This is a genomic window from Brevundimonas kwangchunensis, from assembly GCF_039523815.1.
GTDB lineage: Bacteria > Pseudomonadota > Alphaproteobacteria > Caulobacterales > Caulobacteraceae > Brevundimonas > Brevundimonas kwangchunensis.
The window spans coordinates 1-14,975 of record NZ_BAAAGA010000003.1; the positions used below are offsets into that span (position 1 = coordinate 1).

At 65.4% G+C, this 14,975-nt stretch carries 10 protein-coding genes; 3 read left to right on the forward strand and 7 right to left on the reverse strand.

The window, feature by feature from the left end; translation table 11 throughout:
- The 5 genes from ABDZ95_RS07535 to ABDZ95_RS07555 all read right to left on the reverse strand — a co-directional run.
- On the reverse strand, positions 1-68 hold a 68-nt coding region (locus tag ABDZ95_RS07535), incomplete at its 3' end, for a hypothetical protein (protein WP_343787503.1).
- A 94-nt stretch (positions 69-162) separates the two neighbouring features.
- Complete coding sequence (fusA, locus tag ABDZ95_RS07540; protein WP_343792306.1) at positions 163-2,244, reverse strand: elongation factor G; 2,082 nt, start codon at positions 2,242-2,244, stop codon at positions 163-165.
- A gap of 139 nt (positions 2,245-2,383) precedes the next feature.
- Positions 2,384-2,857 carry a 30S ribosomal protein S7 gene (gene rpsG / locus ABDZ95_RS07545; RefSeq protein WP_343792308.1) on the reverse strand — a complete coding sequence of 158 codons (474 nt, stop codon included), beginning with the start codon at positions 2,855-2,857 and terminating at the stop codon, positions 2,384-2,386.
- A gap of 81 nt (positions 2,858-2,938) precedes the next feature.
- Positions 2,939-3,310 carry a 30S ribosomal protein S12 gene (gene rpsL / locus ABDZ95_RS07550; RefSeq protein WP_056453566.1) on the reverse strand — a complete coding sequence of 124 codons (372 nt, stop codon included), beginning with the start codon at positions 3,308-3,310 and terminating at the stop codon, positions 2,939-2,941.
- 260 nt (positions 3,311-3,570) lie between these two features.
- Complete coding sequence (locus tag ABDZ95_RS07555; protein ID WP_343792310.1) at positions 3,571-3,861, reverse strand: hypothetical protein; 291 nt, start codon at positions 3,859-3,861, stop codon at positions 3,571-3,573.
- A 101-nt stretch (positions 3,862-3,962) separates the two neighbouring features.
- Here ABDZ95_RS07555 and ABDZ95_RS07560 point away from each other — a divergent pair, with 101 nt between their 5' ends.
- A complete protein-coding gene (locus tag ABDZ95_RS07560) occupies positions 3,963-4,598 on the forward strand; it encodes a hypothetical protein (protein ID WP_343792312.1) in 636 nt (211 codons plus the stop codon).
- A gap of 64 nt (positions 4,599-4,662) precedes the next feature.
- Positions 4,663-5,499: a hypothetical protein gene (locus ABDZ95_RS07565; RefSeq protein ID WP_343792314.1), complete on the forward strand. Its 837-nt coding sequence runs from the start codon at positions 4,663-4,665 to the stop codon at positions 5,497-5,499.
- A gap of 157 nt (positions 5,500-5,656) precedes the next feature.
- Here the strand turns inward: ABDZ95_RS07565 and rpoC are convergent, their stop codons facing one another.
- Positions 5,657-9,853 (reverse strand): DNA-directed RNA polymerase subunit beta', encoded by a 4,197-nt coding sequence (gene rpoC, locus ABDZ95_RS07570; protein ID WP_343792316.1) that lies wholly within the window; start codon positions 9,851-9,853, stop codon positions 5,657-5,659.
- 130 nt (positions 9,854-9,983) lie between these two features.
- The gene (rpoB, locus tag ABDZ95_RS07575; protein ID WP_343792318.1) at positions 9,984-14,099 is read right to left on the reverse strand and encodes a DNA-directed RNA polymerase subunit beta; all 4,116 of its coding nucleotides are present in this window, start codon (positions 14,097-14,099) and stop codon (positions 9,984-9,986) included.
- A gap of 357 nt (positions 14,100-14,456) precedes the next feature.
- On the opposite strand from rpoB, the gene ABDZ95_RS07580 reads away from it, so the two are divergent.
- Positions 14,457-14,972: an FKBP-type peptidyl-prolyl cis-trans isomerase gene (locus ABDZ95_RS07580; RefSeq protein WP_343792320.1), complete on the forward strand. Its 516-nt coding sequence runs from the start codon at positions 14,457-14,459 to the stop codon at positions 14,970-14,972.
- Positions 14,973-14,975 lie beyond the last annotated feature (3 nt).

A 14,975-nucleotide genomic window follows, 5' to 3' on the forward strand; every position in this document is an offset into this window, starting at 1 on the left:
TGGTCAACGTGACCGATCGTGCCGATGTTGCAGTGCGGCTTGGTGCGTTCGAACTTTTCCTTGGCCATTCTCTTCTCTCCGTCCCCTGAAATGAGGGGGCTGTAGTCCTTGGGGTTTTCAGGGGTCCGGCAGGCCTTGTGGGCCTGCCGGGCTTGGTTGGGTTTAGGCGGAATACTTCTTGATCACTTCGTCGGCGACGTGTTGCGGCACCGGGTCGTAGTGGTCGTACTGCATGGTGAACTGGGCGCGGCCCTGCGACATGCCACGCAGCGTGTTCACATAGCCGAACATGTTGGCCAGCGGCACGAAGGCGTTCACGACGACGGCGTTGCCGCGCATGTCCTGACCCTGGATCATGCCGCGACGGCCGTTCAGGTCGCCGATGACCGAGCCGAGGTATTCCTCGGGGGTCACGACTTCCACCGCCATGATCGGCTCGAGCAGCTTCGGCGCGCCCTTCTCCTTCAGTTCGCGGAACGCAGCGCGCGACGCGATTTCGAAGGCCAGGACCGAGGAGTCGACGTCGTGGAACTTGCCGTCCGTCAGCGTCGCCTTGAAGTCGATCAGCGGGAAGCCCGCCAGCAGGCCGCTGTCCTTCACCGACTCCAGACCCTTCTCGACGCCCGGGATGTATTCCTTGGGCACCGCGCCGCCGACGATGGCGGACTCGAAGATGAAGCCCGAACCCGGCTCGCCCGGTTCGAAGGTCAGCATGACGCGGGCGAACTGGCCCGTACCACCGGTCTGCTTCTTGTGCGTGTAGTCGATGTCGACCTTGCGGCCGAGCGATTCACGGTAGGCCACCTGCGGCGCGCCGATGTTCGCCTCGACCTTGTAGGTGCGCTTCAGGATGTCGATCTTGATGTCGAGGTGCAGCTCGCCCATGCCCTTCAGGATCGTCTGGCCCGACTCGTGGTCGGTCGAGACGGTGAAGGACGGATCTTCCGAAGCCAGCTTGGCCAGGGCGACGCCCAGCTTCTCCTGGTCGGCCTTCGACTTGGGCTCGACGGCGATCTCGATGACCGGCGCCGGGAACTCCATCTTCTCCAGGATGACCGGCGACTTCAGCGGGTCACACAGGGTGTCGCCGGTGCGGGTTTCCTTCAGGCCGGCCAGGGCGACGATGTCGCCGGCGTAGGCTTCCTTGATGTCCTCGCGGTTGTTCGAGTGCATCTGCAGCATGCGGCCGACGCGCTCGCGCTTGTCGCGCGACGAGTTCAGCAGGCTCATGCCGGTTTCCATCTTGCCCGAGTACAGGCGGCAGAAGGTCAGCGAGCCGACGAACGGATCGTCCATGATCTTGAAGGCCAGAACCGACAGCGGCTCATCGTCCGACGCCTTGCGGACGATCGGCTCTTCGGTCTTGAAGTCGATGCCCGGGGTCGGCGGGATGTCCACCGGCGACGGCAGGTAGTCGACGACGGCGTCCAGCAGCGTCTGCACGCCCTTGTTCTTGAAGGCCGAGCCGCACAGGATCGGATAGAAGGCGCCCGTCAGAACGGCCTTGCGGATGCACTTCTTGATGGTTTCTTCCGACGGCTCGTTGCCCTCGAGGTAGGCTTCCATGGCCTCGTCATCGAGTTCGACGGCGTTGTCGATCAGGTACTGGCGAGCCGCGTTGGCCTTCTCGACCAGGTCGTCCGGAATCGGCACGTCCTTGTAGGAAGCGCCCAGGCCGTCGTTGTCCCAGACCACGCCGGTCATGCGGACCAGATCGACCAGACCCTTCAGGTCGCTCTCGGCGCCGATCGGGAACTGGATCGGCACAGCCTTGGCGCCCAGACGGTCGCGGATCGACTCGACCGATTTGTCGAAGTCGGCGCCGATCTTGTCCATCTTGTTGACGTAGACGATGCGCGGAACCTTGTACTTGTCGGCCTGACGCCAGACGGTCTCGGTCTGCGGCTCGACGCCGGCGTTGCCGTCCAGCACGGTCACGGCGCCGTCCAGCACGCGCAGCGAGCGCTCGACTTCAATGGTGAAGTCCACGTGGCCGGGGGTGTCGATGATGTTCAGGCGCTTTTCTTGCCAGAAGGCGGTCGTCGCGGCCGACGTGATGGTGATGCCGCGTTCCTGCTCCTGGTCCATCCAGTCCATGGTGGCGGCGCCGTCGTGGACTTCACCGATCTTATGGCTCTTGCCGGTGTAGTACAGGATCCGCTCGGTCGTCGTCGTCTTGCCGGCGTCGATGTGCGCCATGATGCCGAAGTTGCGGTAGTCTTCGATTTTATGCGTGCGGGGCATGGGAGCGTGCCTTGCGGTCAATGCGGCGCCGGTTCCAGCGCCAGAGGGATGTTCGGATAAGCGAGCGCGGGCGATTTAGCTCAAACCGCCCGCGCCGGATAGTCAGTAGATAGGAACCAGTGATGGCCCCTTGAAGGCGTTACCAGCGGTAGTGGCTGAAGGCGCGGTTGGCTTCGGCCATCTTGTGGGTGTCTTCGCGCTTCTTCACGGCGGTGCCGCGGTTGTTCGAAGCGTCCAGCAGTTCGGCGGCCAGCTTTTCCGTCATCGTGTTTTCGCCGCGGTTGCGGGCGGCGTTCACGAGCCAGCGGATGGCCAGGGCGCGGCGACGGTCCGGACGGACCTCGACCGGCACCTGATAGGTGGCGCCGCCGACGCGACGCGAACGGACTTCGACCGACGGGGCGACGTTGTTCAGGGCGTCGTGGAAGGTCGCGACCGGCTCCTGGTCCTTCTTCTTGTCTGCCAGGATGTCGAAGGCGCCGTACACGATGTTTTCGGCGACGGCTTTTTTGCCTTCGTACATGACGTAGTTCATGAATTTGGTGACGACCAGGTCACCGAATTTGGGATCCGGCAGGACTTCACGCTTCTGGGCGCGGTGACGACGGGACATGGGTTTGGCCTTCTAGATCGATATCGAACGGCCGATCCGAACCCCACGGGCGCGGACCGGCGAATGGAATGAAGCGGTCGCTTACTTCGGACGCTTGGCGCCGTAGTGCGAACGGCGCTGCTTGCGGTCCTTGACGCCTTGCGTGTCGAGCACGCCGCGCAGAATGTGGTAGCGAACGCCCGGAAGGTCCTTCACGCGGCCGCCACGGATCAGCACCACCGAGTGCTCCTGCAGGTTGTGGCCTTCGCCCGGGATGTAGCACACGGCTTCGATGCCGGTGGTCAGACGGACCTTGGCGACCTTACGCAGAGCCGAGTTCGGCTTCTTCGGGGTCGTGGTGTAGACGCGGGTGCAGACGCCGCGACGCTGCGGGCAGCCCTTCAGGGCCGGGACCTTGTTGCGGACCGGCTTGGGGGCGCGCGGCTTGCGGATCAGCTGGTTGATCGTAGGCATCGAGTACTCGTTCTCTTCTAGTCGATGGGGGCGTGTGCCTTTCGGCCGGAGCGCCCCGGTGAGCCTTCTTTTCGGATGGCGAGATCGCCACCCTCGGGTGAGATTTCGAGCCTCGCTCGCGACAAACACAAAAGCCGGAACGCGCGCTTTGGGCGATCCGGCGGGCACAGCCCGTGTCGATGAGTTGTCACGATCGCGGAGGAGGTCCGGGGACATCCCTCTCGAAAGTGCGCGGCTTCTACGCGCGTGGGGCCCCCAGGTCAAGGGAGCTCCGCCTCCGGCTCCTCCCGAAACTCCGTGCCGTAGGTGATCCGCGTCCCCGGACGGGCATTCTCCGGCGCGCGGGCGCCGTCGGATTGCGCCGCCTGTAACGCCGCCGCTGCGAATCCTGCCCCTGCAGGCCGCTCGCGCAGCACCCTGCAATTCTCCAGGCGCCGGTCGGACCCGACCACGCAGGACAGGGTGACAAACCCGCGATCCGGCGGCGCTGACGGCGTCGAGGCGCAGGCGCTCATCATCAACATCGCGAGAATGGAAAGCATCCGCTTCATTGGCCACTCCTGCCGCCGGCAAAGGCCCGCACACGACCTCCGCCCCAATACGGCCACGCTCGCCGCACCACATGACATGAAGTTGCAATTGCGGGATCGCAATGACCATAGCGGGAACGATCTCGGTCGCCTTCAGGACCCGTGTTCCTGTCATCCTGCTATCGATTCTGCTTCATCTGCTCATACTGATCCCGATCGGTCTGGCCGTTCCGCGACTGATCCGCCCGCTACAGCCGATCGAGTATCAGACCATCCCGCTGGACCTTACGCCCATGCCAGTCGTCCGCTCGCGCCGACTTGCGCAAACCTCGACGCCGTCGCCGGGCGCCAGAACGGTGGGACCATCAGCGATACAGCCGCGCATCCCTCAGACCCTGCCTGCGGGTTCCACCGCGCCGACCGTCCCCGCCGAAGCCCCTGTCATTGAGGAACGTTGGCGCGTACGCCCGCTCGATCCGTCCGCCCCCGGCACCCCCATGGGCCGCGTCGCCCGCATCCCCTGCCCCGCCGCTCCGGGCGACCGGCTGGGCCAAAGGGTCTGCCTGACCGGGTCCGCCATGCATCGCCCTGAAATGCCCGAAGGTCATGCCGATCCCCTGCCCGCCGGCCCGAGCCGCTCCGAGCAGAACCGCGAGGAGGGCTTCGAACGCCAGAGGCGCGCGAACGAGGCGTGGCGCGACTACACGAGGGGCGAAGGAGAGTATCCCGGTCTTCGTTCGCTGTTCACGGAGCGATGACACCGCACAAGCCGCAATACGGCCACGCTCGCCGGATCACTTCCGGTTTGAACAGGGAGTGGGCATGATCGCGCGATCAGGCGATATCCGAAAATGGCGAAAGCCGGCGCTGGTCGGCGCTTCTGTGCTCGCCCACGCCCTGGTGCTCGGCGGACTTGGCCTGCGCACCATTCATATGGAGACGACCTCGCCCGCTCCGGAGCAGGTGATCCTCGTTGAGATCGAACCGCGGCCGTTGCTGGAGAACGAGCAGCCACGGCCCACGCCGTCTCCCTCTCCCGCTTCTGCGTCCAGTGAGCCCCGGCCCGCGCCGGCGACCCAGCCCACGGTCTTCGGCCTGCGCCTGCCGTTCCAGCGGCAGACCGAGGACGATGAGGATCAGAGCCCCTCCCCGCCGGCGCCCCGTGCGCCCGCGGGAGCAGCGCCAGCGGGAGCGCCGGCGCCGCCTGCGGGTGGATGGACGGTCCGCCCGGATACGCTCGGGGACAGGATCGGTCGCGGGTTGCGCACCCGTGGCCCGGGCTGCGCCAGCCCACAACTGCTGACCGAAGCGGAACGAACCGTCTGCGATGAGCGCTTTGGCGAACGCGCCGCCGCCGCCCCTCCGATCGACGGAACGGGAGACGCCCGTCGCGACGCCGAACTGGCCCGTCAGGGCGCTCGTGAACTCCAGCAGTACGAGGCCCGCCGACGGCCGCTCTCGGGCGGTTCCGGGCTGGTTGGCCCGCAGGACGGCGTCGGCTCCAACTTCGGTATCGGCGTCGCCGGCGCCCATCTGGATCCGTCCCTGCGACCGGACTCGACGCAGAACATCCGCACGCGCCGCGATGGCCCTCGCGCCTCGGGCACGCCGATGACGCCGGGCGCATCGTCCCCCCGGGACACCGACGACACGCCCTAGGTTCGCCCCCGCGCCTGCACAGCGGCAGCCCCCAGGTCGGCAGTGCGCGGTTGCGCGCTCAAGCAGCGAGCGCCCGCGGCGCGAGCGTCAGCGCACAAAAGAAAAGAGCGGCCCCATCGCCGGAGCCGCTCCCTTCAGTTCAGTTTCCGAACCCGGATCAGCCTTCCGACTTCTCCAGCTCCAGCGCCAGGTCGGCCGGCAGCGGCTCGACAGCGTCTTCGCGAGCCTGCGTCAGCTCGGCGTCGCGCTCGTTGGCGATCTTCTGCAGGCTGCGCAGGTAGGCGCCCGTACCGGCCGGGATCAGGCGGCCGACGATGACGTTTTCCTTCAGGCCTTCCAGCGTGTCGCGCTTGCCGTTGACCGAGGCGTCGGTGAGGACGCGGGTGGTCTCCTGGAACGACGCCGCCGAGATGAAGCTGCGGGTCTGCAGCGACGCCTTGGTGATGCCCAGCAGGACCGGCTGCGTGATGGCCTGACGGCCGCCGCGCTTCTCGACCTTCTGGTTCTCCAGGACGGCTTCGGCGACTTCGACGGTGTCGCCGCGGATCAGGGTGGTTTCACCCGAATCCAGCACTTCCACCTTCTGCAGCATCTGGCGAACGATCACCTCGATGTGCTTGTCGTTGATCGGCACGCCCTGCAGTCGATAGACCTCCTGCACCTCGTTCACGAGGTACTCGGCCAGCGCCTCGACGCCCTGGATGCGCAGCAGATCGTGCGGATCCGGATTGCCGTCGATGATGTAGTCGCCCTTCTGGATCAGATCGCCGTCGTGGACGGAGATGTGCTTACCCTTCGGGATCAGGAATTCCACTGCCTCGGCCTGGTTGCCATCGGCATCCGGCTCCGGGGTGATCTTGATGCGACGCTTGTTCTTGTAGTCGCGACCGAACTCGACGCGACCATCCATCTCGGCGATGACCGCGCAGTCCTTCGGACGGCGAGCTTCGAACAGTTCGGCGACGCGCGGCAGACCGCCGGTGATGTCGCGGGTCTTGGCGCCTTCGGTCGGAACGCGGGCGATGATCTCACCCGGCTTGACCACGTCGCCATTCGCCACCGACAGAACGGCGCCGACGGGCAGCAGGTAACGGGCGTCGGAGCCCGAGGCCAGCTTGGCGTAGGCGTCGCCCGAGGTGACGCCCATGGCCGGACGGAGGTCCGAACCACGCGGACTGGCACGCCAGTCCGAAACCACGCGCTGCGCGATACCGGTGGCTTCGTCGGTTTCCTCGCGGACCGAAAGGCCCTCGACCAGATCCTCGAAGCGGACGGTGCCGCCCACTTCGGTGATGATCGGGGTGGTGTACGGGTCCCACTCGGCCAGACGCTGACCCTTGGCGATGTCCGCGCCTTCCTTGACGCGGATGCGGGCGCCGTACGGGACCTTGTGGGTCTCGCGGTCCTTGCCGTCCACGACCACGGTGATCACGACGTTGCGGCTCATCGAGACCAGATCGCCGTGCGCCGCCTTGACGGTCGGGCCGGTGATCTTGGCCGTACCCGGGTTGGTGGCCTCGTAGAACGAGGTTTCCGCCACCTGGGCCGTACCGCCGATGTGGAAGGTCCGCATCGTCAGCTGGGTGCCGGGCTCGCCGATCGATTGGGCGGCGATGACGCCGACCGCTTCGCCGATGTTGACGTTGGTGCCGCGGGCCAGGTCACGACCGTAGCAGAAGGCGCAGATGCCGGCTTCGGCTTCACAGGTCAGGGCCGAACGGACCTTGATCGACTGAACGCCGGCGGCCTCGATGGCCTCGACTTCCTCTTCCTGCAGATAGGTGTCTGCCGGGAAGATGACCGTGTCCGTGCCGGGCTCCTTGATGTCCTCGGCCGCATAGCGACCCAGGACGCGCTGGCCCAGCGAAACGAGGACGTCACCGCCCTCGACCACTGCGCGCAGGGTGATGCCGCGGGTCGAACCGCAGTCGTCCTCGGTGACGATCGAGTCCTGCGCAACGTCCACCAGGCGGCGGGTCAGGTAACCCGAGTTGGCGGTCTTCAGCGCGGTGTCGGCCAGACCCTTACGGGCGCCGTGGGTCGAGTTGAAGTACTCGAGAACGGTCAGGCCTTCCTTGAAGTTCGAGATGATCGGGGTCTCGATGATCTCGCCCGACGGCTTGGCCATCAGACCACGCATGCCGCCCAGCTGCTTCATCTGCGCCTGCGAACCACGAGCGCCCGAGTTGGCCATCATGAACACCGAGTTGATGTCCGGGTTCTGGCCCTTGATGAGCACGCGCGGCTGGGCGATCTCGCCCATCATCGCGTCGGCGATCTTGTCCGTGGCCTTGGCCCAGGCGTCGACGACCTTGTTGTACTTCTCGCCCTTGGTGATCAGACCGTCGGCGTACTGCTGCTCGTATTCCTCGACCTGGGTGCGGGTCTCGGCGACGAACCCGGCCTTGGCTTCCGGAATGACGATGTCGTCCTTGCCGAACGAGATGCCGGCCTTGGCGGCTTCGCGGAAGCCCAGCTGCATCATCTGGTCGGCGAAGATGACCGTCGCCTTCTGACCGCAGTGACGGTAGACCTGATCAATCAGGTTGCCGATTTCCTTCTTGGTCAGGTTCTTCTCGAGCAGGCGGTAGCCGATGTTCGCGTTATGCGGCAGCAGCGCGCCCAGCTTCATGCGGCCCGGGGTCGTGTCGATGACCTTCGTCACCACCTGACCTTCGGCGTTCATTTCCGTCCAGCGGGCTTTGATCTTCGTGTGCAGCGTCACGACCTTGGCGTCGAGCGCGGCGTCGATCTCGCCCATGTTGGCGAACAGCTTGTTCTCGCCCGGCTCGCCGTCCTTGACCAGCGACAGGTAGTACAGGCCCAGGACGATGTCCTGCGACGGCACGATGATCGGCTTGCCGTTGGCGGGCGACAGGATGTTGTTGGTCGACATCATCAGGACGCGCGCTTCCAGCTGGGCCTCAAGGCTCAGCGGGACGTGCACGGCCATCTGGTCGCCGTCGAAGTCGGCGTTGAACGCAGTACAGACCAGCGGGTGCAGGCGGATGGCCTTGCCCTCGATCAGCTTCGGCTCGAACGCCTGGATGCCCAGACGGTGCAGGGTCGGCGCGCGGTTCAGCAGGACCGGGTGCTCGCGGATGACCTCGTCGAGGATATCCCACACCTGCGGCTGCTCACGCTCCACCATGCGCTTGGACTGCTTGACGGTGCCCGACAGGCCCTTGGCGTCCAGACGCGCGTAGATGAACGGCTTGAACAGCTCCAGAGCCATCTTCTTGGGCAGGCCGCACTCGTGCAGCTTCAGCTCCGGACCCACGGTGATGACCGAACGGCCCGAGTAGTCGACGCGCTTGCCGAGCAGGTTCTGACGGAAGCGGCCCTGCTTGCCTTTCAGCATGTCGGCCAGCGACTTCAGCGGACGCTTGTTGGCGCCCGTGATCACGCGGCCGCGGCGGCCGTTGTCGAACAGGGCGTCGACCGATTCCTGCAGCATCCGCTTTTCGTTACGGATGATGATGTCCGGCGCGCGCAGCTCGATCAGGCGCTTCAGACGGTTGTTACGGTTGATGACCCGGCGGTACAGGTCATTCAGGTCCGACGTTGCGAAGCGGCCGCCGTCCAGCGGCACCAGCGGGCGCAGTTCCGGCGGGATGACCGGAACGACGTTCAGGATCATCCACTCCGGCTTGTTGCCGCTCTCGAGGAAGGCCTCGATCAGCTTCAGGCGCTTCGACGCCTTCTTGGCCTTCATTTCCGACGGATTGTCGGCCAGTTCGGCGCGGTGCTTCTCGGCCTCGGTGTTGAGGTCGATGCCCATCAGCAGGTTGCGGACAGCCTCGGCGCCGATCTCGGCGGTGAAGCCGTCATCGCCGAACTCTTCCTGGTAGCGATAGAACTCGTCTTCCGTCAGCAGCTGGTTCTGCTTCAGCGGGGTCAGGCCCGGCTCGGTGACGATGTAGTTCTCGAAGTACAGGACGCGCTCGACGTCCTTCAGCGCCATGTCGAGCATCAGCGAGATGCGCGACGGCAGCGACTTCAGGAACCAGATGTGAGCGACCGGCGAAGCCAGCTCGATGTGGCCCATCCGCTCGCGACGGACGCGGGCCAGGGTGACCTCGACGCCGCACTTCTCGCAGATGATGCCCTTGTACTTCATGCGCTTGTACTTGCCGCACAGGCATTCGTAGTCCTTGGTCGGGCCAAAGATACGGGCGCAGAACAGGCCGTCACGCTCGGGCTTGAACGTGCGGTAGTTGATGGTTTCCGGCTTCTTGATCTCGCCGAACGACCACGACCGGATCTTCTCCGGCGAGGCCAGTGCGATGCGGATCTGGTCGAAGGTCGGGGTGACCGGGACCGGGTTGAAGATGTTCAGGACTTCCTGGTTCATCTTTTTTCCTTCTGCGGCAAGGCCGCGTCAAAATCTTGGGGAGCGGTTTGGCGAACGGTGAAAAGTAAAGAGTGAGCGGAGGAGTGAGCGACATCGCGCTCACTGTTCACTCCGCTCACCCCTCGCTCACTCAGCTGTTCTCCAGCTCCACGTTCAGGCCCAGCGAGCGCATTTCCTTCACGAGCACGTTGAACGACTCGGGGATGCCCGCCTCGAAGCTGTCGTCGCCGCGGACGATCGCTTCGTAGACCTTGGTCCGGCCGGCCACGTCGTCCGACTTCACCGTCAGCATTTCCTGCAGGGTGTAGGCGGCGCCGTAGGCTTCCAGTGCCCACACCTCCATCTCGCCGAAGCGCTGGCCGCCGAACTGCGCCTTGCCGCCCAGCGGTTGCTGGGTGACGAGCGAGTACGGCCCGATGGAGCGGGCGTGGATCTTGTCGTCGACCAGGTGGTGCAGCTTCAGCATGTAGATGTAGCCGACCGTTACCGGACGCTTGAACTGCTCGCCGGTCTGACCGTCGAACAGGATGGACTGGCCCGAACGATCCAGACCGGCCTTCTCCAGCAGGTCCTCGATGTCGTTGATGTGCGCACCGTCAAAGACCGGGGTCGCGAACGGAACGCCCTTCGACAGGTTGCGGGCCAGCTCGACCAGTTCGTCCTCGTCCTGCGGCAGCGGGGTGTCCTTGCCGTAGACGTCCGACAGGTGGTCGATCAGCGCCTGCTTCTGGCCGCCCTGTTGCCAGGCTTCCAGCAGACCCTGGATCTGCTTGCCGAGACCGGCCGCAGCCCAACCCAGATGGGTTTCGAAGATCTGGCCGATGTTCATGCGCGACGGCACGCCCAGCGGGTTCAGAACGACGTCGACCGACGTACCGTCCTCCAGGTGCGGCATGTCCTCGATCGGCAGGATCTTGGAAATGACGCCCTTGTTGCCGTGACGGCCGGCCATCTTGTCGCCCGGCTGAAGCTTGCGCTTCACGGCCACGAAGACCTTGACCATCTTCATGACGCCCGGGGGCAGTTCGTCGCCGCGCTGCAGCTTCTCGACCTTGTCCTCGAAGCGACGATCAAGGGCCTTACGGGCGTCCTCGAACTGCTTCTTCATGGCCTCGAGCTCGCCCATCGCCTTCTCGTCGTCGAGGGCGATCTGCCACCACAGACCCTTGGACAGCTCACCGAGCTTCTCGTCGGTGACCTCGCCGCGGCCCAGGCCCTTCGGACCCGAGACGGCGGTCTTGCCGACCAGCAGAGGCTTCAGACGGCCATAGACGTTGCGCTCGAGAATCTTGAGCTCGTCGTCGCGGTCCTTGCCCAGACGCTCGATCTCGGCGCGTTCGATAGCGAGCGCGCGCTCGTCCTTGTCGACGCCGTGACGGTTGAAGACGCGCACGTCCACGATGGTGCCGGCGACGCCAGGCGGCAGACGCAGCGAGGTGTCGCGGACGTCCGAAGCCTTCTCGCCGAAGATCGCGCGCAGCAGCTTCTCTTCCGGGGTCATCGGGCTTTCGCCCTTCGGCGTCACCTTGCCGACCAGGATGTCGCCCGGCTGGACCTCGGCGCCGATCGCCACGATGCCGGCCTCGTCGAGGTTGCGCAGGGCTTCCTCGCCGACGTTCGGGATGTCGCGGGTGATTTCTTCCGGTCCCAGCTTGGTGTCGCGGGCCATCACCTCGAACTCGTCGATGTGGATCGACGTGAAGATGTCGTCGCGCACGATGCGCTCCGAGATCAGGATCGAGTCCTCGAAGTTGTAGCCGTTCCACGGCATGAACGCGACCAGGGCGTTGCGGCCCAGAGCCAGTTCGCCCAGGTCCGTCGACGGGCCGTCGGCGATCACGTCACCGAATTTGACCTCGTCGCCCACGCGCACGATCGGGCGCTGGTTGATGCAGGTCGACTGGTTCGAGCGCTGGAACTTCGACAGGCGGTAGATGTCGACGCCCGAACGGCCAGCGTCCACGTCGCCCGTGGCGCGCACGACGATACGGGTGCCGTCGATCTGCTCGACGACGCCGTCACGACGGGCCACCACGACGGCGCCCGAGTCCACGGCCACGACGGCTTCCATGCCGGTGCCGACCAGCGGCGCGTCCGACTGGACCAGCGGCACGGCCTGGCGCTGCATGTTCGCGCCCATCAGTGCGCGGTTGGCGTCGTCGTTTTCCAGGAACGGGATCAGGGCGGCGGCGACCGAAACGACCTGCTTCGGCGACACGTCCATCATGTCCACGGCTTCCTTCGGCAGAAGCTGCGAGTCGCCGTTGATCCGGCCCGGGACCAGATCGTCGACGATCTGGCCGTCCTTCAGCTCGATGTTGGCCTGGGCGATCGTGTACTTCGCCTCTTCCATCGCCGAGATGTAGACGACCTCCGACTGGGCCTGACCGTCCTTCACGCGACGGTACGGGCTCTCGATGAAGCCGTACTTGTTCACGCGGGCGTGGGTGGCCAACGAGTTGATCAGGCCGATGTTCGGGCCTTCCGGCGTTTCGATCGGGCAGATACGGCCGTAGTGCGTCGGGTGAACGTCGCGAACCTCGAAGCCCGCGCGCTCCCGGGTCAGACCGCCCGGTCCAAGGGCCGACAGGCGGCGCTTGTGGGTGATCTCCGACAGCGGGTTCGTCTGGTCCATGAACTGCGACAGCTGCGACGAGCCGAAGAACTCACGAACTGCAGCGGCGGCCGGCTTCGCGTTGATCAGGTCGTGCGGCATGACCGTGTCGATATCGACCGAGCTCATGCGCTCCTTGATCGCGCGCTCCATGCGCAGCAGGCCGACGCGGTACTGGTTTTCCAGCAGCTCGCCCACCGAGCGGACGCGGCGGTTGCCCAGGTTGTCGATGTCGTCGATCTCGCCCTGGCCATCCTTCAGTCCGACCAGGATCTGCAGGACCTTCAGCACGTCTTCCTTGCGCAGGACGCGAATCTCGTCCGAGACCTCCGGGCTTTCCAGACGCATGTTCATCTTGACCCGGCCAACGGCCGACAGGTCGTAGCGCTCGCTGTCGAAGAACAGCGACTGGAACATGGCCTCGGCGGCTTCCGGCGTCGGCGGCTCGCCCGGACGCATCACGCGGTAGACGTCGAACAGAGCGTCCTCGCGGCCGGTGTTCTTGTCGATGCGCAGGGTGTTGCGCATGTAGGCGCCGACCGTGACGTGGTCGATGTCCAGCACGTCGATGGTGGTGAAGCCGTGCGACTCCAGCAGCTCGATCGTGGCCTGGTCCAGCTCGTCGCCAGCCTCTGCGTAGATCTCGCCGGTCTCGTAGTTGACGGCGTCAGCGGCCAGATAGCGGGTCAGCAGGGCGTCGGCGGCCAGCGACAGCGACGAGGTCGTGTCGCCCAGCTTCTTCGCCTGACGGGCGCTGATCTTGGTGCCGGCGGCGGCGATGACTTCACCGGTGTCGGCGTCGACCAGATCGAACTCCGGCTTCACACCACGCCAGCGCTCGGCCTTGTAAGGCGTGACCCAGCCTTCGCCGCGCTTCTCGTAAGGCACGGTCTCGTAGAACGTCTTGAGGATTTCCTCGCCGTCCATGCCGAGAGCCATCAGGAAGGTCGAGGCCGGCAGTTTACGACGACGGTCGATACGGACGTAGACGATGTCCTTGGCGTCGAACTCGAAGTCCAGCCACGAGCCGCGGTAGGGGATCACGCGGGCGGCGAACAGCAGCTTGCCCGAGCTGTGCGTCTTGCCCTTGTCGTGGTCGAAGAAGACGCCCGGCGAACGGTGCATCTGGGACACGATCACCCGCTCGGTCCCGTTGACGATGAAGGTGCCCTTGTCCGTCATGAGCGGGATGTCGCCCATGTAGACGTCCTGCTCCTTGATGTCCTTGACCGAGCGCGCGCCGGTCTCCTCGTCCATCTCGAACACGATCAGGCGCAGCTTGACCTTCAGCGGAGCCGCGTAGGTCATGTCGCGCTGGATGCACTCCTCGACGTCGTACTTGGGCTCCTCGAACTCGTAGGAGACGTACTCGAGGATTGCGCGCTCGTTGAAGTCCTTGATCGGGAAGACCGACTTGAAGACCGCCTCGATGCCCTCGTCAGAGCGCTGGCCCGGACGGCCCTCGCGCTGCAGGAACTGTTCGTACGACGCGCGCTGAACCTCGATCAGGTTCGGCATCTGCACCGCTTCCGGGATGCGGCCGAACGAATGACGGATGCGCTTCTTGCCGGTGAACGAGGTGGCGGTGAGGAACTGACCGTTGACGGTGAGCTCCGCTTTGGACTTGGCCATTCTGTCTTCCCAATACGACCCGGGCAGGTCGCTTCAAATGCAGCAGCCACGGCCCGCCATACGGCGACCCGTGACCATCGGTTTCGGCGTCCACCCTCGGGCCTCGCGGCGCCAGGACACCTGAAATTTCAATGCTCCCTTGGGGAGGAGCGCGCCTTCGCACCGGTCGGAGGGCGACAAACCGGGCCTCGGCGCTTTCGCGCGGACTCATTACGGAGTTAGCGGAACGCGCTGATATACTCGCTTTGACGGCGAAATAAAGGTCGCTGTGGAAAATCTTCGCACCCTGACCGATTTCGCTTGCGACACCCTCACAGCCCCGTTCCGCCGGGCGTTGACCGCTGCTAGCGTCGCCGCATGAAACGCACCCTGATCGCCCTCGCCGCCCTGTCCGTTCTCGCCGTGGCCGCCTGCGCCTCCGCGCCCGAATCGCCGGCCCCGGTTCAGCTCGGAACCGGCACCGCAGAGGGCTGGGCCGCCGGGAACGCCGAATACCTGCGCATCAACGGCGCGCGCCGCGGCTGGACCACGACCGAAAGCGGTCTGCAATACCGCCGCGTCGGCCGCGCCCATCCGGAAGGCCGTCAGCCGGCCTCGACCGACACGGTCAAGGTTCACTACCGCGGGACCTTCGTCGACGGCCGCGAGTTCGACAGCAGCTATGCCCGCAATGAACCGGCAGAGTTCCCGCTCAACCGCGTCATCCGCGGCTGGACCGAAGGCGTGGCCTTGATGCGCGAGGGCGAGAAGTTCGAGTTCGTGATCCCGGCAGCCCTAGGCTACGGCGAGCGCTGGGTCGGCGGCGACGAACTGCCTCCAAACTCGACCCTTCTGTTCACGGTCGAACTGCTGGAAGTGAAGCCGGCGGGCTGATCG